Raw genomic sequence first — 22,491 nt, 5'->3', positions numbered from 1 at the left:
GCGCACCCCGTTCGCACGGGCGCGCGCCGTGCGCGTCAGTGCTTGCCGTCCGGCGAGCGGTGCTTGTACAGCACGTCCTGGTCGACGCGGATCAGGTTCTGCCCCGCATCGACGACGAAATCCACGCCGTTGTACGCATTGCCGGTCAGCAGCAGAATCGCGCTCGCGACGTCGTCTGGGCCGGCGATGCGCGCGAGCGGTGTCGACGCGCGGCTCGCGTGTTCGAAGTCGGCCTGCGTCTGGTCGTCGCTCGGCAGCATCAGCCCGGGGAACACGGCATTCACGCGCAGCACCGGCGCGGACGACAGCGCGAGCATCTGCGTGAGGTTGCCGAGCGCGGCCTTGGCGACCGTGTAGCTGAAGTGGTCGCGGTGAAAGTTTTCCTTGATCTTCTGGTCGACCACGTTCACGACGACGCCCTGCGTGCCGGCCGCACGCGCCCGTTCGTAGAACGCGCGCGTGAGCAGGATCGGCGCTCGGCAGTTGACGGCCCACGCCTGGTCGAACGCCGCGAGGTCGAAGCTCGGGAAATGGTCCTGCCAGAACACCGACGCATTGTTGACCAGCACGTCAAGACGCCCGAAGCGCGCATACACCTGGTCGATCAGCGCGGTGATCTGTGCGGCATCCGACAGGTCGGCCCGCAGCGCCGCCGAATCGTGCCCGCGCTCGGCGATCGAACGGGCGGCCGCTTGCGCGGCATCGGCCGAACGGTCGTAGTGCACCGCGGTGCGATAGCCATGCTTCGCGAAATACTCGGCGAACGCGCGCCCGGCCCGGCGCGCGGCGCCGGTCACGAGCACGACGGGCGCGTGCGCCGTTTGCTTCGTCTGCTCCATCAGGTATTCGTCAGGTTGACTGAAGAAGGATTGGCGACGATCGACAGGAATTCGCGCCGCGTCGACGGATCGGTGCGGAACGTGCCGAGCATGCGCGACGTGACCATCTCGACGCCCGGCTTGTGCACGCCGCGCGTCGAGATGCACTGGTGCGCGGCTTCGAGGATCACGCCGACGCCCTTCGGCTGCAGCACGTCGAACAGCGTGTCGGCGATCTGCACGGTCATCTTTTCCTGGATCTGCAGGCGCTTCGCGAATGCGTCGACGAGGCGCGCGAGCTTCGAGATGCCGACCACGCGATGGTTCGGCAGATACGCGACGTGCGCGCGGCCGATGATCGGCACCATGTGGTGCTCGCAGTAGCTCTCGAAGCGGATGTCCTTCAGCACGATCATCTCGTCGTAACCGTCGACTTCGCTGAACGTGCGCGCGAGGATGTCGCGCGGCTCCAGCGCATAGCCGGCGAAGAACTGCTCGTACGCGCGCACGACGCGGGCGGGCGTATCGATCAGCCCTTCGCGTGCGGGATCGTCGCCGGCCCAGCGCAACAGCACGCGGACGGCGTCTTCCGCTTCTTCACGGCTCGGCCGGGACGCGGTCGGCTCGGGCTGCGCGGTTTTCTTTCCTTTACCCATGTAGTGGCTCCATCGAAGGCCGTCAGCGGCGGCCGATATCCGGCCATTGTTTCATGCTTTCGCGGGTCGTGCGTGCGGCCTGCCGCTCGTGCTTCGTCACTTCGGCCATTCGTCCTGCTCGTCGTTGAACAGCGATGCGACGACGCCGCGCAGCCACGCGGTGCGCGGATCGTTGTGGTACTTGCGGTGCCAGTGCTGCTTCAGGTCGAAGCGCGGCAGTGCGAGCGGCGGCTCGACCGGCACGATGAACGCGTGCTCGGCCGCATACGCATAGCCGATCGCGTGCGGCACCGTCGCGATCAGGTCGGTACGGCTCAGGATGAACGGCAGGCTCATGAAGTGCGGCGTCTCGAGCACCGCGCGGCGCTGCATGCGCTGCTTCGCGAGATATTTCTCGAGCACCTCCTGGCTGCGGCCTTCGGCGCGCACCACCGCGTGCCCGCACGCGAGGAACTGCTCGACCGTGAACGGCGATGCCTGCTCGAACGGATGGCCGCGCCGCATGAGGCAGACGAACCGGTGCGTGAACAACCGCTGCTGGAAGAAGTTGTTGCCGTCGAGATCCGGGAAGTAGCCCACCGCGAGATCGATCGAACCGGCTTCGAGCCCACGCCCGACTTCGTCATGCGCGAGCGAGACCGAGCGCAGGTTCGCGTGCGGCGCGCGCGTCGCGAACGCCTGCAGCAGCTTCGGCAGGAACACGATCTCGCCGACGTCCGACAGCGCGATCGAGAACGTATGCGTGCTCGCGGCTGGGTCGAAGTCGTGCGGCGCGACGAGGCCGCGCTCGATCTGCGCGAGCGCGTCGCGGGCGGCCGGCAGCAGCGCGAGCGCGCGCGGCGTCGGCTCCATCCCGCGCGACGTGCGCACGAACAACGGATCGCCGAAGTATTCGCGCAGCCGGCCGAGCGCCGTGCTCACACGCGGCTGGCTCACGCCGAGCAGGTCGCCCGCACGGCTCACGTTGCGCGTGTCGTCGAGGGCGACGAGGTAGGGAATCAGGTTCAGATCGAGCGCTTCCATCGCCGGGGCCGGTATCTCCAAAACGTATACAACATATCTCCTGAATCGCGTTGCCGCATAGTCGGGAAAGCGCTCAAATGTGTTCCATTACTCGAACCAAAGTTCTGGAGACGAACAATGCGCACCCAAGTCGCCATCATCGGCGCCGGTCCGTCCGGCCTTTTGCTTTCCCATCTGCTGCGCCTGCAAGGCGTCGATTCCATCCTCGTCGAAGCGCGTTCGCGCGAATACTGCGAGAACCGCATCCGCGCCGGCGTACTGGAGCAGGGCACGGTCGACACGCTGAACGAAGCCGGCCTCGGCGACCGGATGCGCCGCGAAGGGCTCGAACATCACGGCATCGAGCTGCTGTTCCACGGCCAGCGTCACCGTATCGACCTGTCCGAACTGACCGGCGGGCGCGCGATCACCGTCTACAGCCAGCACGAAGTCGTGCGCGACCTGATCGCGGCCGGCGTCGAGCACGGCCACCAGATGCATTTCGAAGTCAGCGACGTTGCGCTGCACGACGTTGAAAGCGAACACCCGTTCGTCACGTTCAAGCATGCGGACGGCCGTGCGGACCGTATCGACTGCGACTACATCGCCGGCTGCGACGGCTTCCACGGCATCGCGCGGCAGACGATTCCCGCCGAGCGGCTGAATACGTTCGAGCGCGTCTACCCGTTCGCGTGGCTCGGCATCCTCGCCGACGCGGCGCCGTCGCTCGACGAACTCGTCTACGCGCACCACGACAACGGTTTCGCGCTGTTCTCGATGCGTTCGCCGACGGTCACGCGCCTGTACCTGCAATGCAAGCCCGACGAAGACCTCGCCGAATGGTCCGACACGCGGATCTGGGACGAACTGCACACGCGCTTCTCGAACGACACCGGCTGGACGCCGACCGAGGGCCGGATCACGCAGAAGAGCGTGACGCCGATGCGCAGCTTCGTGTCGGAGACGATGCAGCACGGTCGCCTGTTCCTCGCCGGCGACGCCGCGCACATCGTGCCGCCGACCGGTGCGAAGGGGATGAACCTTGCGGTGGCCGACGTCCGCGCGCTGTCCCGCGCGCTCGGCGCACGCTACCGGACGGGCGACGCGACGCCGCTCGACACCTATTCGGCGACCTGCCTCGAACGCGTGTGGCGCGCCGAGCACTTCTCATACTTCATGACGAACATGCTGCATTCGTCGCCGGATGACTCGCCGTTCGTCAATCGGCTGAAGTTTGCCGAGCTGAAATACGTGACGCGCTCGCGCGCCGCCGCGCAGTCGCTCGCCGAAAACTATGTCGGCTTGCCGTTCGACGATGCGACGGCCCCCGAGGGAACCCGCCTTGACAACGCGCTGTGCGCGACCCTATGATCGGCCCATCGTTCGCTAATCGAATCTAGGTTCGAATAGCGAACAAAAGCCGAGGGTCGACGAAGGCCTCCGGCGCGGCACGCGGCACGCGCGTGTCCCCTCGACAGGCCGCGCATCGAGCCGCGGGTTCGTATCAGGAAGAGACATGGTCAACAAGATTTTCGAATCGCTTCAGTCGGCGGTTGCCGACATTCACGATGGCGCGACAATCATGATCGGCGGCTTCGGCACGGCCGGCATGCCGTCCGAGCTGATCGACGCGCTGATCGAACAGGGCGCGCGCGACCTGACGATCGTCAACAACAACGCGGGCAACGGCGAGACGGGCCTCGCGGCGCTGCTGAAGGCGAAGCAGGTGCGCAAGATCATCTGCTCGTTCCCGCGCCAGAGCGATTCGCAGGTGTTCGACGGGCTGTACCGCGCGGGCGAGATCGAGCTGGAGCTCGTGCCCCAGGGCAACCTCGCGGAGCGCATCCGCGCGGCGGGCGCCGGCATTGGCGGCTTCTTCACGCCGACGGGCTACGGCACCAAGCTTGCGGAAGGCAAGGAAACGCGCGTGATCGACGGCAAGCAGTATGTGTTCGAGACGCCGATTCACGCCGATTTCGCGCTCGTGAAGGCATTCAAGGGCGATCGCTGGGGCAACCTCGTGTATCGCAAGACCGCGCGCAACTTCGGGCCGATCATGGCCAGCGCCGCGAAGGTCGCGATCGTGCAGGTGTCGGAAGTCGTGCCGCTCGGCGCGCTGAACCCGGAACACATCGTGACGCCGGGCATTTTCGTCCAGCGCGTCGTCGAGGTGCCGCAGGCCGCGCACGCGGCCGAGCTGGCCGCCGAACACGCTGCATCGCAAGCCGCCTGACCGCCTGAGGAGACCCGACATGAAACGACTGACCCGCGATGAAATGGCCAAGCGCGTCGCCCAGGACATCCCCGAAGGCGCGTACGTGAACCTCGGCATCGGCGTGCCGACGCTGGTGGCGAACCACCTCGACCCGAGCAAGGAGATCTTCCTGCACAGCGAGAACGGCCTGCTCGGCATGGGCCCGGCGCCCGCGCCCGGCGAGGAAGACGACGAACTGATCAATGCCGGCAAGCAGCACGTGACGCTGCTCACCGGCGGCGCGTATTTCCACCACTCGGATTCGTTCGCGATGATGCGCGGCGGCCATCTCGACTACTGCGTGCTCGGCGCGTTCCAGGTGTCGGCGACCGGCGACCTCGCGAACTGGCATACGGGCGCACCCGACGCGATTCCGGCGGTCGGCGGCGCGATGGATCTCGCGATCGGCGCGAAGCAGGTGTTCGTGATGATGGAGCACCTGACGAAGCAGGGCGAAAGCAAGATCGTCGCGCAGTGCTCGTACCCCGTCACTGGCGTGCAATGCGTGAGCCGCATCTATACGGATCTCGCGGTGCTCGACGTGACGGCCGACGGCCTCGCGGTGAGCGAGATCTTCACCGACCTGTCGTTCGACGAACTGCAGAAGCTGACCGGCGTGCCGCTGATCGACGCGACGCAGAAGGCCGCTGCCTGAACCGCAGGCGTGCCGGCACGTGCGCTCGCGCGCAGGCCGGCGCGCTTGGGTGGACAATAGGCGCACGCCGTTTCCCCTATCTGATGCCATGCTCGAAGACAGCGCCCGCCTGACCTCCCTCATCTGCGGCACCGAGCCGCTCAACCGGATCTGGTCGCCGCGCGCGACGATCCAGCGGATGCTCGACGTCGAGGCCGCGCTCGCGCGCGCGCTCGTCGCGCGGCAGGTGATTCCCGCCGCCGCGGTCGCGCCGATCGAGCGTGCATGCGACGCCGGCCGGCTCGACGCCGACGCGCTCGCGCACGGCGCGGCGCTCGGCGGCAATCTCGCGATTCCGCTCGTCAAGCAGCTCACCGCGCAGGTAAAGGCCGACGACCCCGAAGCCGCGAAGTTCGTGCACTGGGGCGCGACGAGCCAGGACATCATCGATACCGCGACCGTGCTGCAGTTGCGCGACACGCTCGACGTGCTGGAGCCGATGCTCGACGAAGCGTGCGCGTCGCTCGCGGCGCTCGCGCGCACGCATCGCGCGACGCCGATGATCGGCCGCACGTGGTTGCAGCAGGCGCTGCCGATCACGCTCGGCCTGAAATTTGCCCAATGGCTCGATGCGCTGCTGCGCCATCGCGTGCGCTTCGCCGAATTGCGCGAGCGTGCGCTGGTGCTGCAGTTCGGCGGTGCGGCCGGCACGCTCGCGAGCCTGCGCGAGCAGGCGGCGGGCGTCACGGCCGCGCTCGCGGCCGACCTGAAGCTCGCGGTGCCGGCGGTGCCGTGGCACACGCAGCGCGACCGCATCGCGGAAGCCGCGTCCTGCTTCGGCATGCTGACGGGTACGCTCGGCAAGATCGCGCGCGACGTGTCGCTGCAGATGCAGACCGAAGTCGGCGAGCTCGGCGAACCGGCCGCTGCCGGCAAGGGCGGTTCGTCGACGATGCCGCACAAGCGCAACCCGGTCGGCTGCGCGGCCGTGCTGACCGCCGCGGTGCGCGCGCCGAACCTCGTCGCGACCGTGTTCGCGGGGATGGTGCAGGAACACGAGCGCGCGCTCGGCGGCTGGCAGGCCGAATGGGATGCGCTGCCCGACCTCGCACGCCTGACGGGCGGCGCGCTCGCGCAGATCGCCCAGATCGTCGCGGGCCTCGACGTCAATACCGAACGCCTCGCCGCAAACCTCGACCTGACGCATGGGCTGATTCTCGGCGAAGCCGTGATGCTCGCGCTCGGCGACCGCATCGGCCGGCTCGATGCGCACCATGTCGTCGAGCACGCGTCGAAGGAAGCCGTGCGCACCGGTGCGACGCTGTTCGACGTGCTCGCCGCCGATGCGACCGTGTCGGCCCACCTGTCGCGCGACGCACTCGCGCGGCTGCTCGATCCCGCACATTACGTCGGCGAGGCGCAGGCCTACGTCGACGCCGTGCTCGCGCTGCATGCGGGCACGATCCAACCAGGAGAACATTGATGCCTTTCGCCACTGTCAACGGCGTGAAACTGCATTACCGGATCGACCGTGCCGCGCGTGCCGACGCGCCGTGGCTCGTCTTCTCGAACTCGCTCGGCGCCGACCTGCAGATGTGGGCGCCGCAGATTCGTCCGCTCACGCAGCACTTCAACATCCTGCGCTACGACACGCGCGGCCACGGCCATTCCGACGCGCCGGCCGGTTCGTACACGATCGAGCAGCTCGCGGGCGACGTGATCGGCCTGCTCGACCACGTCGGCATCGATTGCGCGCATTTCTGCGGGATCTCGATGGGCGGGCTGACGGGCGCGGCCCTCGCCGCGCGCTACCCGTCGCGCATCGTACGTGCGGTGCTGTCGAATACCGCCGCGAAGATCGGCTCGCCGGAAGTGTGGGTGCCGCGTGCGCAGAAGGCGCGCGCCGAAGGGATGGCTGCGCTCGCCGACGCCGTGCTGCCGCGCTGGTTCACGGACGCGTTCGTCGAACGCGAGCCGCGCCTGTTCGACGCGATCCGCGATACGTTCGTGCATACCGACAAGGACGGCTATGCGGCGAACTGCGACGCGCTGAATGCGGCCGACTTGCGCGAGGAAGTGAAGGGCATCACGCTGCCGGTGCTCGTCGTGACCGGCGCGAAGGACATGTCGACGCCGCCCGACCAGGGCCGCGCGCTCGCTGCCGCGATTCCCGGCGCGCTGCACGTCGAATTCGACGCCGCGCACATTTCGAACATCGAGTGCACCGACGGCTTCAACCGTGCGCTGCTCGATTTCTTGAACGCGTGAGGCAATGGCGATGGACGACCAGGAACGTTACGAAGCAGGGATGAAGGTGCGCCGCGCGGTGCTCGGCGACGCGCACGTCGATCGTTCGATCGAGAACCGAACCGAGGTGACCGATGAATTCCAGAACCTGATCACGCGCTATGCGTGGGGCGAGATCTGGACGCGCGACGGCCTGCCGCGCCATACGCGCAGCCTGCTGACCATCGCGATGATGGTCGCGCTGAACCGTGGCGAGGAACTGGCGCTGCACCTGCGCGCCGCGCGCAACAACGGCGTGACGCGCGACGAGATCAAGGAAGTGCTGCTGCAGACCGCGATCTATTGCGGCGTGCCGGCTGCGAATTCCGCATTCCATCTCGCGGACAAGATTTTCAAGGAACAGGATGCGGCCGGTTAAGCGCCGGCGGTGATCCGATCGCGCGGCCCGCTGATACTGGCGGGCGGTTGACGATGAACGAGCGCGCCGGCAGCGAATCGGTGCGTGAACGAAGGAAGGGCGCGGCCACGAGGCCGCGCTTGTTGCATATATCAATGTTGGATACGACCGGAACCCGCGCGGAAGCGCCCGTTTCGGCCGACAAGGAGACTAGCGATGAATCGCACACCCGTGGTCGATGTCCAGACCTTCATCAACGAGCAGCCGTTCGGCGGCTTTCAATGGCTCGTGTTCCTCATGTGTTTCGTGATCGTGCTGCTCGACGGCTTCGATACGGCCGCGATCGGCTTCATCGCGCCGTCGCTGCTCGGCGAATGGAACCTGACCAAGCCCGATCTCGCGCCGGTACTCAGCGCCGCGCTGTTCGGCCTCGCGTGCGGCGCGCTCGTGTCGGGCCCGCTGTCCGACCGGCTCGGCCGCCGTTCGCTGCTGCTCGGCTCGGTGTTCCTGTTCGGTGTCGCATGCCTGATGTCCGCCTTCTCGAACACCATCGGACACCTGACGATCCTGCGCTTCATCACCGGCGTCGGGCTCGGCGCGGCCATGCCGAACGCGGTCACGATGATGGGCGAGTTCTGCCCGGACAAGCGCCGTGCGACCGTCATCAACCTGATGTTCTGCGGCTTTCCGCTTGGCGCGGCGTTCGGCGGTTTCCTGGCCGCGTGGATGATTCCGCATTTCGGCTGGCGCAGCGTGCTGGTGCTCGGCGGCGTGACGCCGCTGCTGCTCGGCGTGCTGTTGCTGCTGAAGATGCCGGAATCGGTACGCTTCATGGTCGCGAGCGGCCAGCAGGTCGACAAGATCCGCGCCACGCTCGCGCGCATTTCGCGCGACGCGCTGAACGCCGGCTCGTTCGCGATGACCGAAGCCGCGCCGCAGACCGGCAGCAAGGGCCTCGGCGTCGTGCTGTCGCGCTCGTACATCGTCGGCTCGGTGATGCTGTGGCTCGCGTACTTCATGGGCCTCGTGATCTTCTACGCGTCGATCAACTGGATGCCGATCCTGCTGAAGGATGCGGGGCTGACGCCGAAGAGCGCGACGCTGATCTCGGCGCTGTTCCCGCTCGGCGGCGTGGGCGCCGTGCTGTGCGGCGTGCTGATGGACCGTTTCAACGCGAACCGCGTGATCGCCGTGTGCTACGCGCTGACGGCGGTGAGCGTGTATGCGATCGGGCAGGCGGCCGGCAACGTCGGGCTGCTCGTGCTGGTCGTGTTCGTGGCCGGCGTGCTGATGAATACGGCGCAATCGTCGATGCCGGCGCTGGCCGCCGCGTTCTATCCGACCGAAGGGCGCGGCACGGGTGTCGCGTGGATGCTCGGCGTCGGCCGCTTCGGCGGGATCGCGGGGTCGTTCCTCGTCGCGGAACTGACGCGCCGGCACTTCACGTTCGCGGGCGTGTTCGCGACGATCGCCGTCGCGGGCGTGCTCGCGTGCATCGCATTGCTGATCAAGCAGATGGCGCGGCCGCATGGCGCCGCGCAGCCGGCAGGCAAGATCGAGTCGCTCGGGCATTGAGCGACGTTCGGGCCGGTGCGTTGCGCCGGTCCGACGTGAGCGGCGTCGTTCGGGCCGCTATTCTTCCGCGTCGTGTTCCTTGACGAAATTGCGCAGATACGCGCGCAGCGCGGCCTCCCGGCGGCGATGATCGTCGTGGTTCTCGGCGCCCATTTCCTCCTCGTCGCCGAACAGCGTCGGCGGCGCGCAGTAAGTGCCGACTTCGATGTTCTCGCGCAGCACGCGGATATCGTGCGTGAGCGGGTGATACTCGGCGATCCAGTGCATGCCTTCGATGTGCTCGCCCGCTCTCAGCATTGGCTTCATCAGCAACCTCCATGCAGAGCAGCGGTGCAACCGCCGAAGCGGTTGCACGCGCCCGTACCGAAAGGGTACGCCTGCATCACGTGAAGCTCAACGGGCGCGCTTGTGAGCGCTTACTGCGGCAGCAGATGGGCGACGAGCGGGTACAGCGACAGGATCAGCAGCACGGCCATCGTTACGTTGAAGATGCGCAGCGCGCGCGGATTCGACAGGAAGCGGCGCAGGCCGAGGCCGAACGCGGCCCACAGGCAGATGCACGGGAAGCCGATCAGGATGAACACGACGGACATCCACGCGGCGTTCATCCCGTAGTCGGCGGACAGGCGGACCGTCGTCGCGGCGGTCAGCACCATCATCCACGCCTTCGGGTTGACCCACTGGAACGCGGCGGCTTCGACGAACGTCATCGGCCGCGGCTTGGCGCCGTGCGCCTTCACTTCGCCCGACGTGCCGATGCGCCACGCGAGGTACAGCAGGTACACGACGCTTGCGGTTTCGAGGATCGTGTACAGCAACGGCAGGCGCTTGAACGCTTCGCCGAGGCCGAAGCCGACGCACAGCATCAGGATCGCGACGCCGATGCTGATGCCGAACAGGTGCGGCATCGTGCGGCGGAACCCGAAGTTGACGCCGGACGCGAGCAGCATCGTGTTGTTCGGGCCGGGGGTGATCGACGTGACGAGCGCGAACAGCATGCCGGCAGGCAACGCGCTGAGGGTGAGGAATTCCATCGCGGATTCTCCGTTCAGTTCTAGGCTGGGATGGAGATCAGTTTAGCGACGGTTCTCTGTACAGTACCGGTACAGTTGGTTTGACGAATGCCGGTACGGGGGAGGGGTGGGGTTCGCTCGCTTGGTTACTTGTTTGTTGTTTCTCAGAAAAGATGTCCGCGGTCTCAATATGTTGTCTTTGAATAAAAGGCGACATATCGGCGGCTGGCACCGCCACATTACTTCGAACGCTCGGCTGCCCACCTCTTCATCAATCCGGTTCGCCACGCTGACCGATACTTCAAACACATCGCAGTCACATCGGCATCGATGTCGTGAACGCGTCCGCCAGAAACTCGCCGTCCGCCAGTCGATGGTGCCGAATGAAATCGCGCTGCGCGGATTCGACCATCACCGGCGCGCCGCACGCGTACACCTGGTGGCCCGACAGATCGGGCAGGTCCTCGATCACCGCGCGATGGACGAAGCCCGTGCGGCCCGTCCATTGATCGCCGGCATCCGGCTCGGAGAGCACCGGCACGTACTTGAAGTTCGGAATCTCGCGTGCCCACTGCTCGGCGAGTTCGGCGAGGTAGATGTCCTTCTTGCGGCGAGCGCCCCAGTAGAGCGTCATCGGGCGCGTGATGCCCGAGTGCTTCACGTGCTCGATGATCGCCTTGATCGGCGCGAAGCCCGTGCCCGACGCGAGCAGCACGATCGGCTTGTCGGAATCCTCGCGCAGGAAGAATGTGCCGAGCGGGCCTTCGAAGCGCAGGATGTCGCGCTCCTTCATCGCGCCGAACACGTGGTCGGTGAACTTGCCGCCCGGCATGTGGCGGATGTGCAGCTCGATCGGGCCTTCCTCGTGCGGCGCGTTCGCCATCGAGTAGCTGCGGCGCGAGCCGTCCTTCAGGATGAACTCGACGTACTGGCCCGCGAGGTACTGCAAGCGCTCGTTGGCGGGCAGCTGCAGCTTCACGACCATCACGTCGTCGGCCTTGCGCTCGAGCGCGGCGATCCGGCACGGCAGCTTCTTGACCTGCACGCCGTCGACGCCGGCGATTTCACGCACGTCGATTTCGAGATCGCACTGGGCCTTCGAGCAGCACAGCAGCGCGAGGCCGCGCGTGCGTTCGTCGTTGGACAGTGCCGACGCGGCGTGCGGGCCCTGTTCGATCTGGCCCGACACGATCTGGCCCTTGCACGAGCCGCATGCGCCGTTCTTGCAGCCATACGGCAGATGGACGTTCTGGCGCAGCGCGGCGGCCAGCACGGTTTCGTCCGGCTCGACCTGGAATTGCTGGCCGCTTTGTGTAAGCGCGACTTTGAATGTCATGGTGTCCTGGACGGCGGTGTGCGGACACGGGTGTTGCTCGACGACACCACGCGTCCACACGTCAGAGGGAGGAGTCAGGCGGTGCGGATGACCGCCTGCGTGCGTATCCGCCAGCCGAGTGCTGCCGCAATCGCGGCAAACCCCACCAGCGCCCACATCGGCAACGACAGCCCGAGAATCGGGGGATACAGCGTTTCGCACAATCCGCCCACCTTGAAGACCAGCGGCAGCCAGTGCGCCGGCGGCAGGCTGTCGACCACCGGCTGCAATGCATCGAAGCCGCAACTGAACCCCGGGTGAGCCTGCACGTATATGTGCCGGATGGCGACCGCCGCGCCGGCTAGTGCCGTGGCCAGCGAGAGTACGCGCAGCAACGCGGCGCGGCGCCCGCCCGCCGCGGCCATGAACGCGAACAGGGCGATCAGCAGGAACAGATAGCGCTGGATGATGCACAGCGGACATGGATCCTCCTGCCACGCCAGCTGGATCCACAGTGCGCCCGCGACGAGCGCGAGGCTGGCCACGCCAATCGCCAGCAGGGTCCACCGTTCCGCCCGCGTGGCGTCGATCGAGGTGCTCATCGCAGTGCTCCGAGTGCGCTGACCAGCGACGCGAACACGCGGTCGACATCGCGCTCGTCGGTACGCCAGTTGCAGAACGCGGCGCGCAAGCCCCAGGTGCCGGCGTGGACTGTCGTCGTGATGAATACGTCGCCGAGATCGCGCACCGCGCGCATGTACGCGTTGATGCGTGCCTCGTCAGGCTGCTCGGCGAGCGTGAAGCAGACGACGTTGACGCGGGTCGGTGCGAGCAACGCAAGGCCCGGCTGTTCGGCAATCTGCCTGCCGAGCCGATGCGCGAGCGCGATGTTGCGCCGGACGATTTCCGCATGGCCGTCACGGCCGTATGCGGCAAGCGCGAACCAGGTCGACAGCGCGCGTAGCCGGCGCGAATTCTCCGGCGTCAGGTGGACGAAGTCCGGGTTGTCGGTCGGCACGCCCAGGTACGCGGAGCTGTTCTGGAAGACTCGCACCTGCAGGTCGCGCCGGCGGCTGAATTGCACCGCGGCGTCGTACGGCACGTTCAGCCACTTGTGCAGGTCGATGCAGATCGAATCGGCGTCGTCGAGGCCGCGCACGAGCGCGGCATGATCGGGCGACAGCGCGGCGAACGCGCCGAACGCCGCATCGACGTGCAGCCAGAACGGATAGCGCGAACGGAGCGCACCGATCGCCTGCAACGCGTCGTAGTCGACGGTATTGACGGTGCCGGAGTTCGCGACGACGATCACCGGCTCGCCCTCGAAGCGCTGCAACGCGGCTTCGAGCGCGTCGACGTCGATCGCCTCGCGCTCCTTCAGCGTCGGAATCTTCTGTACCGCGCGACGCCCGATGCCGAGCACGGAAAGCGCCTTGTAGATGCTCGAGTGCGGGGTGCCGGACAGCACGCGGATCGGCGGCAGCATGCCCACGCCATCCTCCGCGATGTCGACATGCTCCGGGCATCGTTCGCCGAGCCATTCGCGGCCGATGGCGAGCCCGACCAGGTTCGACATCGTCGCGCCGCTGACGAGCACGCCCTGCTGGGCATCCGACAATCCGAACAGATCACGCAGCCGTGCGACGGTTTCGCGCTCGAGATCGGGCGCCGAGCTGTCGATGCCCGCCGTCGGGTTCTGGTCATACACGCTCGTCAGCCAGTCGCCGGCGAGCGCGGCGGGCGTTGCGCCGCCGGTCACGAAGCCCAGGTAGCGCGCGCCGGCGCTCCCGGAGAAACCGGGCGCCCAGCGCGCCAGGAAATCGTCGAGTGCCGCGTCGAAACCGGGACCCTGGGCCGGTAGCGGGTGCGGCACGGCAGCGGGCGGCGCGAGCGCGGCCGGGCGCTCGTCGATGCGGTCCAGCACGTCGAGCGCGTGATCGAGGGTACGCTGCAGAACCGCTTCGATGCCGACGAGGTCGTGTGAGAGTTTGGCGTCCATGCTGTCAGTGGGAGTGGGTGGAGGAACGAAACGGACATCACGCGCGCGGGCGCAACGTCGCATACCAGAACAGCAGCGCGGTCGCGCTGAACGCGGCGCCGAGCGTACAGACGCCGGTCCAGCCGAAGCGCGCATACACGTAGGTCGACGCGATCGAGCCGGACGCGCAGCCGGCGGCGTAGAGCAGCATGTAGCCGGCCGTCAGGCGGCTGCGTGCGTCGGGGCGCACGCCGTAGATCAGGCTCTGGTTGGTCACGTGCACCGCTTGCAGGCCGAGGTCGAACGCAACGACGCCCACGACGAGTGCCAAGAGCGAATGCATCATGAGTGCCGTGGGCAGCCATGACACGAGCATCAGCGCGAGCCCGATACCGGACGTCCATTGCGCAAAGCCGCGATCGGCGAGACGGCCGGCGCGTGCGGCGCCGAGCGCGCCGGCCGCGCCCGCGAGCCCGAACAGCCCGATCTCCGTATGTGACAGCGACAGCGGCGGCGCGCTGAGCGGCAGCACCATCGGGGTCCACAGTGTCATCGCGGCCGCGAAATGCAGGAAGGCGATGCAGGCGCGCACGCGCAGCACGCGCTCCTGCGCGAAGAGTACGAATACCGACGCGATCAGGCGCGGATACGGCTCGGCGACCCCCGGAAGGCGATGGTGCGGGAGGACGCGCGACAGGACGACGGCGAGCAGCAGCATGACGCCGGCCGACGTGAAATACACCGCGCGCCATCCCGCGAGGTCGGCGATCGCGCCCGAAAACGTGCGCGCGAGCAGGATGCCGAGCACGATGCCGCTCGTTACCGTGCCGACGACCTGGCCGCGTTCCGCCGGTTCGGCGAGCCCTGCCGCGAACGACACGAGCACCTGGGTGACGACGCTCAGAAAACCGATCAGCGCCATGCCCGCGAATAGCACGGATGCGCGCGTGGCGATGGCGATCGACAGCAGCGCGAGCGCGCAGACGACCGACTGGATCAGGATCATCCGGCGCCGATCCCACAAATCGCCGAGCGGAACGAGTAGCAGGAGGCCGAGCCCGTAGCAGATGCTCGTGATCGTCATGACGCCGCCGATGGCAGCGCGCGAGATGTCGAACTGGTGCGCGAGGGTGTCGAGCAACGGCTGCGCGTAGTAGACGTTGGCGACGGCGAATCCCGCCGTCGTCGCGAACAGCAGCGTGACGGGGCGCGTCAGCGTGGCGTGGGCGGGTGCTGTGTGGGTCTGCGGGCCGCGCGGTAGCGAAGACAGTTGTTCGAGGCTCATGATGGTGACGGGTAGCGAACCGGCATGAAGAAGGCAGGCGGGGCGGCACGCGCTGGTCGCGCGGACCGCCCCGGGAAACGGCAAGGCGCGTGGGGTAGCCCGCGCTGCCGCGTCACTGCAGCGACTGGCGCATGTTCTCCATCACCTGGCCGGCGCCTTCGTAGTAGTCCTTCTCGACGTTGAAGCGGATCAGGCAACCGATGCAGATGTCCCGGATCGCGGCCGGGTTTTGCGTCGCGAGCGGCAGCAGTACGCGCTTCACCAGGCTATTGCCGTGCACCACGTCGATCTTCGTGTGCAGCACGTGGTAGGCGATGACTTCCTCGGGCACCTGGTGGCGGCGCATGCCCTTCACCATCTTCGAGAAGCGGTACGGCACCGTGTCCTCGAGCAGCGTCAGCGTGCCGAGCAGACGGACCACGTACCAGCGACGCAGTGCGTACATCGACAGCAGGTTGCCGTTCTTCAGCGCGAGGGCCGACGACAGGATCGACGGATCGAAGCGTTGCAGGTACTGCCGGAAATGCGGCTCGGCCTTGCCGAACAGCAACGTGTGCATGCCTTCCAGCTCGCCGAGCCCCATTTCGTCCCAGAAGTTCTCCGCGACCGCGAGCTTCATGTCGCCCAGCATGCCGATCTGCGACAGCGCGATCGTGTCGTCGAAGCGTCCGTCGACCTGGGCTTCGAGGCAGACGTAGAACGCGAGCTGCTCGAGCGATGCGTCCTCGGCGAGAAAGCGGAAGAACGGCGCGACGGCTTCGCGATTCGTGCGACGCAGCGTGTAGTACCACTCTTCGAGTTGCTCGGCGTTCTCGGGCAGTCCGGACAGGTCGAGACGCGATTCCTCGTGGAGATTCCACTCGCTTTCCAGCGCCAGGATCTCGTCGTATTCCGCCGGTTGCGGAATCGTGTCGTATGCGCTCGGCGGCGCGAGTTCGCGCAGGTAGAACGCGTTCAGGCGCTTCTGCGCGTCGAGCGTATTGCAGCGGGGAGCATCGGCCGTTTCGGGGCCGTGTGCCGCGCGGATCAGGTGCTGCGTTGCTTCTTGAATCGCTTGCGTGGACATGCTTGTCGCTCCAGTCTCGGGATGGGAGGGATTGCGGACCATACGGCTCCGCTGATGGCGGATACCGGCGCAAGGCCGTGCTGCGAAGCCGACGATGATGGGAAATGTACTGAACGCGATGCGCGACGGTTAGCCGGCGCGTCTCAATGGATTGACAGTGCGTCCCATCCCGCACGGCATTCGGCGTGGGCGGACGCACTGAAACGAATCGTCGGTTTGTTGGGACAAAAACGCTAACGGTGGCGGCCGCGCTTTTCATACATTACGTGCACCGGGCCCGCTGCTGCGTTCGCAGATGATGGCGGTCCGGATGGACACGGAGGATGAAGCGATGCACAGACTGATGTTGCTGCCGCAGGGTATCGAAGTATGGCTTCCGGATCGCGCCGCGCTGACGGAGCTCGACTTCGAGCTGCACGGACAGGAATCGATTCCGTTCGGCTGCCGGGCAGGTGCGTGCGGTGCCTGTGTCATCGAAGTCCTGGACGGCCTGCCCAATCTCGGCAGCCGGCAAGCGGAAGAGACGGCCTTTCTCCGCACGCTCGGATATCCGGACGAGCGCTTCAGGCTCGCGTGTCAATGCCGGCTGACCGGCGCGGCGACCGTCCAGGTCGCCGCGTCCGGCGGCTGAATCCATCAACGTTGCGTTCCATGCCTGTCTCCACGTCATTTATATAGGATTTCTTATGAGTAATCGTGTGAAAAACGCCGGTCTCGAGCACCGTACGCCGTTCCTGAATGCAGCCGCAGGCGCGCAGTTGCGCAGCGAGATCGACGCGCTGATCGACCGTCAGATCGACACGTGGTACGACACCGTGCCGTACGCCGCGCACCTCGAAGGCAAGTCCGTCGACAGCGAGTACTACCGTCGCCACCTGATCGAAACGGCATGGCGCATCCGGCTGCTGCGCGTGTCCGAATCGAAGGCGCTCGCCGAGATCGCGAAGCGCAGCCCGGAAGCGGCGCAGATCTGGGCGAACTACGAGCGCGAGGAGATGCTGCACGACGACCTGTTCATCCAGGATCTCGAGCGCGCCGGCGTCACGCGCGACGTGTTTCTCGCGACGGAGCCGTACCTGTCGACGAAGCTGCTGACCGGCTACTTCTCGTATCTGCTCGATCACGAGGGCCCGCTCGGCGTCGTTGCGTACTCGTATCTGGTCGAGTACGTGAACGTGAAACTCGAGCCGCGCAAGATCGAGGCGCTGAAGGATTCGGTCGGCGAGCAGAACATCGGCGGTCAAATCGCGCATTCGCACACCGACATCAACGACGACCATCCGGGCGAAGTGTGGGCGGCGATCCGCTACCTGTTGCGCGACGACGATGACATCGCGGCGCTGAAGCGCTATCTGGGCGAACACCAGACGGTTCTCGCGCTGTACTTCAAGGAACTGTACGACGACAAGATTGCGTCGACGCTGAAGGCGGCAGCCTGACGGGAGAGCCGACATGCTGGCTGATGGCGTTCTGATTCTGAGTCACTGCGGTTATTCGTTCGTCGAGGATCTGGTCGCGGCGATCGGCCAGCGGCAATTGCACGCGTACGTCCTGACTTCCCGGCCGCTGCCGGAGCACGCGGGGCGCCTCGACGCGCTGCGCGCGCTGGCGGCCGGCGTTCATGCGGGCGACGCGCACGAGCTGGCGGTGGAGGATGTCGACCGCACGCTCGACGCGTTGCAGGCGCGCGGCGTACGGGTGCGCGCCTGCATTTCGGTTTGGGAAGGCTACCGCGGGCTGATGGCCCATGCGAATGCGCGCCTCGGTGTCGCCGATCTGGCGCCCGCTCGCGTCGAATCGCTGCGCGACAAGCTTCATGTCCGCAACGCGCTGCATGCGGCCGGCCTCTCCAGCCGAACCGCGCGTGCGCTCACGCCGGATGTGCTGCGCGCGCTGCAGGCGACGGGCGGCGACTATTTCGTGAAGCCGGTGCAGGGTATCGCGTCGTACGGTGCCTTCCGGCTCACGCACGACACGAGCTGGGCGACGCTCGAGGCGATCGCGGCCGAAGCGCGGGCGGACACGGTCTATGCGTCGGTGCTCGGCGACGGCGTTCGGTTCATCGCGGAAGAGTACGTGAGCGGAACCGAGTGCAGCTTCGAGGTGCTGGTGGTCGACGGACGTCAGTACGTGGTCGCGATCCACGAGAAATGCGAACTGACCGAAGCGAACGGCACCGTGCTGGAGGACAGCTGCACCAGCCCGCCCGTCTCGATCGCCGCACACGAATGCGCGGCCGGCATCGCGTGGCTCGGCAAGGTGTTCGCGCACCTTGCGCTCGACTGGGGCTGCTTCCATGTCGAGGCCCGTTTCGACGGCACGCGATGGGACCTGATCGAGATCAATCCGCGTGTGGGCGGCAGCCTGATTTCGCCGAGCGTGTTGGCGCTCAATGGCGCAGTGAACCTGCTCGACATGTGGCTCGCGGTACTGCTGCTGGATGCCGATGCCGCGCGCGCGTCGCTCGCGCACCTCGCGTATGGCATCGACGGCCATGCGGCGGGCCCGAACGCGACGGTCTTCCGCGTCTACTTCGCGTCGCCGGGCCGGATCGAGTCGATCTCGCTCAATCCGCTGCCGCGCGCGCCCGTGGTGACGCAGGTGCTGCTGAAGTCCGGGGACGAAGTGGATCCGGCATCACGCGAAGTATTTCTCGGTCAGTTGTTGTGGTCGATGAGCCGCGCGGAACGCGACGCCGAGCTCGACACGCTGCTCGCGGCTTCCGCGGACGCCATTACTGTGCACTACCGGGTCGCCGAACCCGCGCTGGGAGCCTGATCATGACTGCTCGTTCCACATCGACGTTGTTGATCGTCGACTACAACCTGAGCCGGGTGGAAGACGTCGCGCACCTGGCGCGCTACGCGCGGGAGCGCTACGGCGCCCGGAAGGTGCTGATCCGTTCGGGCCCAAGCGAGCGTGACCGGCGTATCTGCGACGACGTGATCGATCTCGACCCGCTCGCGGACGGCTTCGTCGATGTCGCCGTTGCGCGGCTCGCGGGCATCGCGGGCGACCTGCGGGCCGGTATCGTGTTCTCGGACAACGCGGTCCAGCATGGCGCCGCGCTGCTGGAGCGGCTCGGCCTTGCGGTCGATTCCGCGTCGCTCGCGGCCGGTGCGTTCAGCAAGCACGCGTATCGGGTCGCGGAGCACCGCGTGCGTGCGCTGCTCGAAGCGCAGCGCGTGATGGTGCCGGACTATGCGGAGGCAGCGTCGGTCGACGATCTGCGGCGCTTCGGTGCCGCGCATCCGGGTGGCTTCGTCGTCAAGCCGTCGTGCGAGGGCAACAACCGCGGCGTGGTGGTCGTGCGCGACGGCGACAGCATGGAAGCCGCATTCGCCGAAGTCGCGCCGTATGTGTCGCGCGGCGTGATCTGCGAAGCATTCATTCCGTTCGCGCGGGAATTCTCGTTCGACGGCCTGGGTGCGCTGGCGTTCACGACCGAGAAGGTCAGCGCGACCGGCCGCTATCCGGTCGAGGTCGCGCAGATCCTGCCGTCGCGGCTCGCCGCTCACGAAGCCGACACGCTCACGCGCGCGGGCCGCCTCGCCAATCTGCTGGTCGGGCAACGCGACGGCCCGTTTCACAACGAGATCAAGCTCAGCGACGACGGGTTGCAGGCTGCCGTCGTGGAACCGAACCGGCGTCCGGCAGGCATGAAGATCTGGTGGCTCGCGCGCTGGGCCTACGGCGTCGATCTGTTCCACGCGTGGATCGACACGGTCTGGGGCGTCGCGCCGCCCGTGACGCTGCCGGAGCCCGCGCGCTTCGCTGCCGCGGTGATGCTGGGCGTTGCATACGACCGGCAGTTTTCGCCGCAGGACGTGCGGGCCGGCGCGGACCCGCTCGGCGACGCGATTGCCGACACCGTGCGCACACTCGGCTTGCGCGACGGCGCGCTGCAATCACAGGGCTTCGAATGGTTGCACGCTGACCGGCGCTTCGTTCACGCGATCGCACGCGACAACGCCGATTTCGTCGCGCTCGCCTGCATCACGCTCGAACCGGGCGACGCCGATATTCGCGACGTCGTCGCTACGCTGCGCGCGAGCTGGCCGGCTGCGCTCGATGCGGCCTGTGAAGTGCGCGCGGCGGCGTGACGCCACCGTCAATCAATTGGTCCGGAGACCGCGATGAACATTCTCGTATTGCACCGCGTGCCCTATCCGCGCATCGACTATGCGCGTGGCATCGATCACGATCTGCATGACGTCACGTATTTCGGCAAGCGTGACATTCTCGACACGATTCCGGCGGAGCTGCGCTGCTCGCGTGTCGAACGGGCCGGCCCCGCCACTGCGTTCGATGAGGCGAGTGCCTGGCTCGAAGCCCGTCCGCAGCGATTCGACATCGTGATTTCCCTGTCGGAGTACGAATTGATCGACGCAGCGAAGCTGCGCGAGCGATTCGGCATCGCCGGCAAATCGGTCGAAGAAGTGATGCTGGTGCGCGACAAGGTGAAAATGAAGGCGGCGGTGCGCGATGCCGGTGTGCGCGTGCCGCGTTTCCTGCCGTTGCGCGCGTGGATCGACGCGCAGGGGCACACGCCGTGGCACGGCAAGACGGTGCTGAAGCCGCACAGCGGCGCGTCGAGCGCCGACGTCGTCGTGTTCGATACGCCCGCCGCGCTGTTCGATGCGTTGGCGGCGGGGCGCACGGGCGTCGCCGCGCTCGATTCGCACGCGCCGGATATCAGGGATTTCCAGCTGGAGGAATTCGTCGACGGTCCGATTCTGCATTTCGACGGCATTGTCGCGGACGGCACGCCGCGCGCGATCACCGCGAGCCGCTATGTGGGCACCTGTCTCGGCTACGCGGCGGGTCAGCCGCTCGGTTCGTACCATTTCGCGCTGAGCGACACGGCTCGGCGCTGGGTCGAGCGCGTGCTGGCTGCGGTGCGCATCGATACGGGCAGCTTCCACCTCGAAGCGATCGAACACGACGGCGAACTGGTGTTCCTCGAAGTCGGCAACCGGGTCGGCGGCGCGGACGTGGTCGCGACGTTCGAGCTCGCCACCGGCATCCACCTGCCGTCGGTCGAACTGCGGCTGCTGATCGGCGCACCGGCAAGCCTGCCGGCGCGCACCGCGTTCGCGCAGCAGCTCTGGCATGGCTGGTTCGTGTTTCCGGGCCATCACGTGCAAGGCGGCCGCTTCCACGGGTTCTCCGGCGTCGAGCCGTTCCGCACGAGCCCCGCTGTGCTCGCGTGGGCCGAACTCGAGACGGGGCGCGCATTCGCATCGAATGTCACGTACTCGGCGCGCGAAACCCCGCTCGCGGGGATCATCGGCACGCCGAGCCCGGAGGAGACGAGCGACTGGATCGAGCGGCTGTTCGCCTCCGCGTCGCTGTGCATCTCCGTGCCGGCGTCTTCCTGACGCACGGGCCTTTCGACAGGAGCCGAGCATGGCACACGTGATCACGGAAAACTGCATCAAATGCCGCTACACCGATTGCGTCGAGGTGTGTCCGGTCGATTGCTTTCACGAAGGCGCGAATTTTCTGGTCATCGACCCGGACGAGTGCATCGACTGTGGCGTGTGTCGTGCCGAATGCCCGGTCGGCGCGATCTTTCCCGCCGACGAGGTGCCGGCGGCGCAGTACGCGTTCGTCGCGTTGAACATGACACTGTCGAAGACCTGGCCGAGCATCACGCGCAGCCAGCTGCCGCCGGTCGATGCGGCCTGCTGGGCGAATGTCGACGGCAAGATCGCGCTGCTCGAATCGTAGGCGGCGCACGACGATATACCGGCGTCGCGGCGGGAGCCGGTCTCGATAATCCCGCTTTGCCATTCACCATTCATGGAGGTTTGCATGGCACTCAATCCGCTGCAACAGTTCTTCTCGAAGGTTGGCGCCGGTGACGTATCGGGCGCGCTCGAGGTCATCGACGACGCGACGGTGTTCGAGCCGCAGGGCCCCGAAAGCCTGCCGATCTACGGGCGCTTCGTCGGCAAGGCCGGTGTCCAACGCCTGCTCGGCACGCTGGGCGAGCTGTTCGAGACCGAGCAGTTCGAGATCCGCAAATGGGCCGAAGCCGACGACTACGTGTTCGCATACGGCTACATGCAGCATCGCGTGCGCAAGACAGGGCGAACCTTCAAGAGCGAATTCGCCGTCGTTGCACGCATCGAGGGCAACGTGATCCGCCACTATCGGATCTTCGAGGACACGGCGGCCGCCGTGGCGGCGTTCGCCTGATCGCCTGATCGTCTGGCAGGATGCGCGACGGCCCGGTGCATCGCACA

The 22,491-nt window shown here is 66.8% G+C and carries 24 protein-coding genes; 14 read left to right on the top strand and 10 right to left on the bottom strand.

From position 1 onward, the window contains the following. Positions 1-35: 35 nt before the first annotated feature. From AC5LXX_RS30385 to AC5LXX_RS30375, 3 genes are all read right to left on the bottom strand, one after another. Positions 36-839, bottom strand: coding sequence for an SDR family oxidoreductase (locus tag AC5LXX_RS30385; protein ID WP_493412229.1), 804 nt, complete (start codon positions 837-839; stop codon positions 36-38). Further along, positions 839-1,474, bottom strand: a complete 636-nt coding sequence (gene folE / locus AC5LXX_RS30380) for a GTP cyclohydrolase I FolE (RefSeq protein WP_493412228.1) — start codon at positions 1,472-1,474, stop codon at positions 839-841. The genes AC5LXX_RS30385 and folE overlap by 1 nt, the downstream gene beginning before the upstream one ends. A gap of 96 nt (positions 1,475-1,570) precedes the next feature. Continuing rightward, the gene (locus AC5LXX_RS30375; protein ID WP_493412227.1) at positions 1,571-2,497 is read right to left on the bottom strand and encodes a LysR family transcriptional regulator; all 927 of its coding nucleotides are present in this window, start codon (positions 2,495-2,497) and stop codon (positions 1,571-1,573) included. Positions 2,498-2,614: 117 nt separating this feature from the next. Between AC5LXX_RS30375 and pobA the strand changes: the two genes are divergently transcribed. The 7 genes from pobA (at position 2,615) to AC5LXX_RS30340 (ending at position 9,583) form a co-directional block, all read left to right on the top strand. Then, on the top strand, positions 2,615-3,847 hold the full coding sequence (gene pobA / locus AC5LXX_RS30370) for a 4-hydroxybenzoate 3-monooxygenase (RefSeq protein ID WP_124456746.1): 1,233 nt from the start codon (positions 2,615-2,617) through the stop codon (positions 3,845-3,847). 145 nt (positions 3,848-3,992) lie between these two features. Beyond that, the gene (locus AC5LXX_RS30365) at positions 3,993-4,709 is read left to right on the top strand and encodes a 3-oxoacid CoA-transferase subunit A (RefSeq protein WP_493412226.1); all 717 of its coding nucleotides are present in this window, start codon (positions 3,993-3,995) and stop codon (positions 4,707-4,709) included. A gap of 19 nt (positions 4,710-4,728) precedes the next feature. Then, positions 4,729-5,385, top strand: a complete 657-nt coding sequence (locus AC5LXX_RS30360; protein ID WP_124456744.1) for a CoA transferase subunit B — start codon at positions 4,729-4,731, stop codon at positions 5,383-5,385. A gap of 88 nt (positions 5,386-5,473) precedes the next feature. After that, positions 5,474-6,847, top strand: a complete 1,374-nt coding sequence (locus tag AC5LXX_RS30355; protein WP_493412225.1) for a 3-carboxy-cis,cis-muconate cycloisomerase — start codon at positions 5,474-5,476, stop codon at positions 6,845-6,847. Next, positions 6,847-7,632 carry a 3-oxoadipate enol-lactonase gene (gene pcaD, locus AC5LXX_RS30350; RefSeq protein WP_059556389.1) on the top strand — a complete coding sequence of 262 codons (786 nt, stop codon included), beginning with the start codon at positions 6,847-6,849 and terminating at the stop codon, positions 7,630-7,632. Before AC5LXX_RS30355 ends, pcaD begins: the two co-directional genes overlap by 1 nt. 10 nt (positions 7,633-7,642) lie before the next feature. Further along, positions 7,643-8,029: a 4-carboxymuconolactone decarboxylase gene (pcaC, locus tag AC5LXX_RS30345; protein WP_006480129.1), complete on the top strand. Its 387-nt coding sequence runs from the start codon at positions 7,643-7,645 to the stop codon at positions 8,027-8,029. A 195-nt stretch (positions 8,030-8,224) separates the two neighbouring features. Next, entirely contained in the window at positions 8,225-9,583 is a 1,359-nt protein-coding gene (locus AC5LXX_RS30340) for an MFS transporter (protein ID WP_493412224.1), read from the top strand. 57 nt (positions 9,584-9,640) lie between these two features. Here AC5LXX_RS30340 and AC5LXX_RS30335 read toward each other — a convergent pair whose 3' ends face one another. From AC5LXX_RS30335 to AC5LXX_RS30305, 7 genes are all read right to left on the bottom strand, one after another. Next, a complete protein-coding gene (locus AC5LXX_RS30335; protein WP_493412223.1) occupies positions 9,641-9,889 on the bottom strand; it encodes a hypothetical protein in 249 nt (82 codons plus the stop codon). Positions 9,890-9,999: 110 nt separating this feature from the next. Next, positions 10,000-10,617: a LysE family translocator gene (locus tag AC5LXX_RS30330; RefSeq protein ID WP_124456739.1), complete on the bottom strand. Its 618-nt coding sequence runs from the start codon at positions 10,615-10,617 to the stop codon at positions 10,000-10,002. Positions 10,618-10,912: 295 nt separating this feature from the next. Further along, a complete protein-coding gene (locus AC5LXX_RS30325; RefSeq protein WP_493412222.1) occupies positions 10,913-11,932 on the bottom strand; it encodes a CDP-6-deoxy-delta-3,4-glucoseen reductase in 1,020 nt (339 codons plus the stop codon). Positions 11,933-12,006: 74 nt separating this feature from the next. Beyond that, on the bottom strand, positions 12,007-12,513 hold the full coding sequence (locus AC5LXX_RS30320) for a disulfide bond formation protein B (RefSeq protein ID WP_493412221.1): 507 nt from the start codon (positions 12,511-12,513) through the stop codon (positions 12,007-12,009). Then, a complete protein-coding gene (locus AC5LXX_RS30315) occupies positions 12,510-13,910 on the bottom strand; it encodes a pyridoxal phosphate-dependent decarboxylase family protein (protein ID WP_493412220.1) in 1,401 nt (466 codons plus the stop codon). The genes AC5LXX_RS30320 and AC5LXX_RS30315 overlap by 4 nt, the downstream gene beginning before the upstream one ends. 37 nt (positions 13,911-13,947) lie before the next feature. After that, positions 13,948-15,174, bottom strand: coding sequence for an MFS transporter (locus AC5LXX_RS30310; RefSeq protein ID WP_493412219.1), 1,227 nt, complete (start codon positions 15,172-15,174; stop codon positions 13,948-13,950). A gap of 112 nt (positions 15,175-15,286) precedes the next feature. After that, on the bottom strand, positions 15,287-16,240 hold the full coding sequence (locus AC5LXX_RS30305; RefSeq protein ID WP_493412218.1) for an iron-containing redox enzyme family protein: 954 nt from the start codon (positions 16,238-16,240) through the stop codon (positions 15,287-15,289). Between the two features lie 343 nt (positions 16,241-16,583). Between AC5LXX_RS30305 and AC5LXX_RS30300 the strand changes: the two genes are divergently transcribed. From AC5LXX_RS30300 to AC5LXX_RS30270, 7 genes are all read left to right on the top strand, one after another. After that, entirely contained in the window at positions 16,584-16,871 is a 288-nt protein-coding gene (locus AC5LXX_RS30300) for a 2Fe-2S iron-sulfur cluster-binding protein (RefSeq protein ID WP_493412217.1), read from the top strand. A gap of 55 nt (positions 16,872-16,926) precedes the next feature. After that, a complete protein-coding gene (locus tag AC5LXX_RS30295; RefSeq protein ID WP_493404292.1) occupies positions 16,927-17,679 on the top strand; it encodes a hypothetical protein in 753 nt (250 codons plus the stop codon). Between the two features lie 13 nt (positions 17,680-17,692). Continuing rightward, positions 17,693-19,018: an ATP-grasp domain-containing protein gene (locus AC5LXX_RS30290; protein ID WP_493412216.1), complete on the top strand. Its 1,326-nt coding sequence runs from the start codon at positions 17,693-17,695 to the stop codon at positions 19,016-19,018. 2 nt (positions 19,019-19,020) lie between these two features. Beyond that, the gene (locus tag AC5LXX_RS30285) at positions 19,021-20,343 is read left to right on the top strand and encodes an ATP-grasp domain-containing protein (protein WP_493412215.1); all 1,323 of its coding nucleotides are present in this window, start codon (positions 19,021-19,023) and stop codon (positions 20,341-20,343) included. 33 nt (positions 20,344-20,376) lie between these two features. Continuing rightward, entirely contained in the window at positions 20,377-21,621 is a 1,245-nt protein-coding gene (locus AC5LXX_RS30280) for an ATP-grasp domain-containing protein (RefSeq protein WP_493412214.1), read from the top strand. 28 nt (positions 21,622-21,649) lie between these two features. After that, the gene (gene fdxA / locus AC5LXX_RS30275) at positions 21,650-21,973 is read left to right on the top strand and encodes a ferredoxin FdxA (RefSeq protein WP_493412213.1); all 324 of its coding nucleotides are present in this window, start codon (positions 21,650-21,652) and stop codon (positions 21,971-21,973) included. Positions 21,974-22,057: 84 nt separating this feature from the next. Further along, entirely contained in the window at positions 22,058-22,444 is a 387-nt protein-coding gene (locus AC5LXX_RS30270) for a nuclear transport factor 2 family protein (RefSeq protein WP_493404287.1), read from the top strand. Positions 22,445-22,491: the final 47 nt, after the last annotated feature.

The sequence above is a fragment of the Burkholderia torrens genome (assembly GCF_984668525.1).
The sequence above is the reverse complement of the archived record's forward strand: the minus strand, read 5'-3'. Positions and strand labels throughout refer to the sequence as shown.

Bases quoted from the DNA above. Each gene is read 5' to 3' on its own strand.
- AC5LXX_RS30385 (WP_493412229.1), bottom strand. From the start codon at position 839: ATGGAGCAGACGAAGCAAACGGCGCACGCGCCCGTCGTGCTCGTGACC.
- folE (WP_493412228.1), bottom strand. From the start codon at position 1,474: ATGGGTAAAGGAAAGAAAACCGCGCAGCCCGAGCCGACCGCGTCCCGG.
- AC5LXX_RS30375 (WP_493412227.1), bottom strand. From the start codon at position 2,497: ATGGAAGCGCTCGATCTGAACCTGATTCCCTACCTCGTCGCCCTCGAC.
- pobA (WP_124456746.1), top strand. From the start codon at position 2,615: ATGCGCACCCAAGTCGCCATCATCGGCGCCGGTCCGTCCGGCCTTTTG.
- AC5LXX_RS30365 (WP_493412226.1), top strand. From the start codon at position 3,993: ATGGTCAACAAGATTTTCGAATCGCTTCAGTCGGCGGTTGCCGACATT.
- AC5LXX_RS30360 (WP_124456744.1), top strand. From the start codon at position 4,729: ATGAAACGACTGACCCGCGATGAAATGGCCAAGCGCGTCGCCCAGGAC.
- AC5LXX_RS30355 (WP_493412225.1), top strand. From the start codon at position 5,474: ATGCTCGAAGACAGCGCCCGCCTGACCTCCCTCATCTGCGGCACCGAG.
- pcaD (WP_059556389.1), top strand. From the start codon at position 6,847: ATGCCTTTCGCCACTGTCAACGGCGTGAAACTGCATTACCGGATCGAC.
- pcaC (WP_006480129.1), top strand. From the start codon at position 7,643: ATGGACGACCAGGAACGTTACGAAGCAGGGATGAAGGTGCGCCGCGCG.
- AC5LXX_RS30340 (WP_493412224.1), top strand. From the start codon at position 8,225: ATGAATCGCACACCCGTGGTCGATGTCCAGACCTTCATCAACGAGCAG.
- AC5LXX_RS30335 (WP_493412223.1), bottom strand. From the start codon at position 9,889: ATGAAGCCAATGCTGAGAGCGGGCGAGCACATCGAAGGCATGCACTGG.
- AC5LXX_RS30330 (WP_124456739.1), bottom strand. From the start codon at position 10,617: ATGGAATTCCTCACCCTCAGCGCGTTGCCTGCCGGCATGCTGTTCGCG.
- AC5LXX_RS30325 (WP_493412222.1), bottom strand. From the start codon at position 11,932: ATGACATTCAAAGTCGCGCTTACACAAAGCGGCCAGCAATTCCAGGTC.
- AC5LXX_RS30320 (WP_493412221.1), bottom strand. From the start codon at position 12,513: ATGAGCACCTCGATCGACGCCACGCGGGCGGAACGGTGGACCCTGCTG.
- AC5LXX_RS30315 (WP_493412220.1), bottom strand. From the start codon at position 13,910: ATGGACGCCAAACTCTCACACGACCTCGTCGGCATCGAAGCGGTTCTG.
- AC5LXX_RS30310 (WP_493412219.1), bottom strand. From the start codon at position 15,174: ATGAGCCTCGAACAACTGTCTTCGCTACCGCGCGGCCCGCAGACCCAC.
- AC5LXX_RS30305 (WP_493412218.1), bottom strand. From the start codon at position 16,240: ATGTCCACGCAAGCGATTCAAGAAGCAACGCAGCACCTGATCCGCGCG.
- AC5LXX_RS30300 (WP_493412217.1), top strand. From the start codon at position 16,584: ATGTTGCTGCCGCAGGGTATCGAAGTATGGCTTCCGGATCGCGCCGCG.
- AC5LXX_RS30295 (WP_493404292.1), top strand. From the start codon at position 16,927: ATGAGTAATCGTGTGAAAAACGCCGGTCTCGAGCACCGTACGCCGTTC.
- AC5LXX_RS30290 (WP_493412216.1), top strand. From the start codon at position 17,693: ATGCTGGCTGATGGCGTTCTGATTCTGAGTCACTGCGGTTATTCGTTC.
- AC5LXX_RS30285 (WP_493412215.1), top strand. From the start codon at position 19,021: ATGACTGCTCGTTCCACATCGACGTTGTTGATCGTCGACTACAACCTG.
- AC5LXX_RS30280 (WP_493412214.1), top strand. From the start codon at position 20,377: ATGAACATTCTCGTATTGCACCGCGTGCCCTATCCGCGCATCGACTAT.
- fdxA (WP_493412213.1), top strand. From the start codon at position 21,650: ATGGCACACGTGATCACGGAAAACTGCATCAAATGCCGCTACACCGAT.
- AC5LXX_RS30270 (WP_493404287.1), top strand. From the start codon at position 22,058: ATGGCACTCAATCCGCTGCAACAGTTCTTCTCGAAGGTTGGCGCCGGT.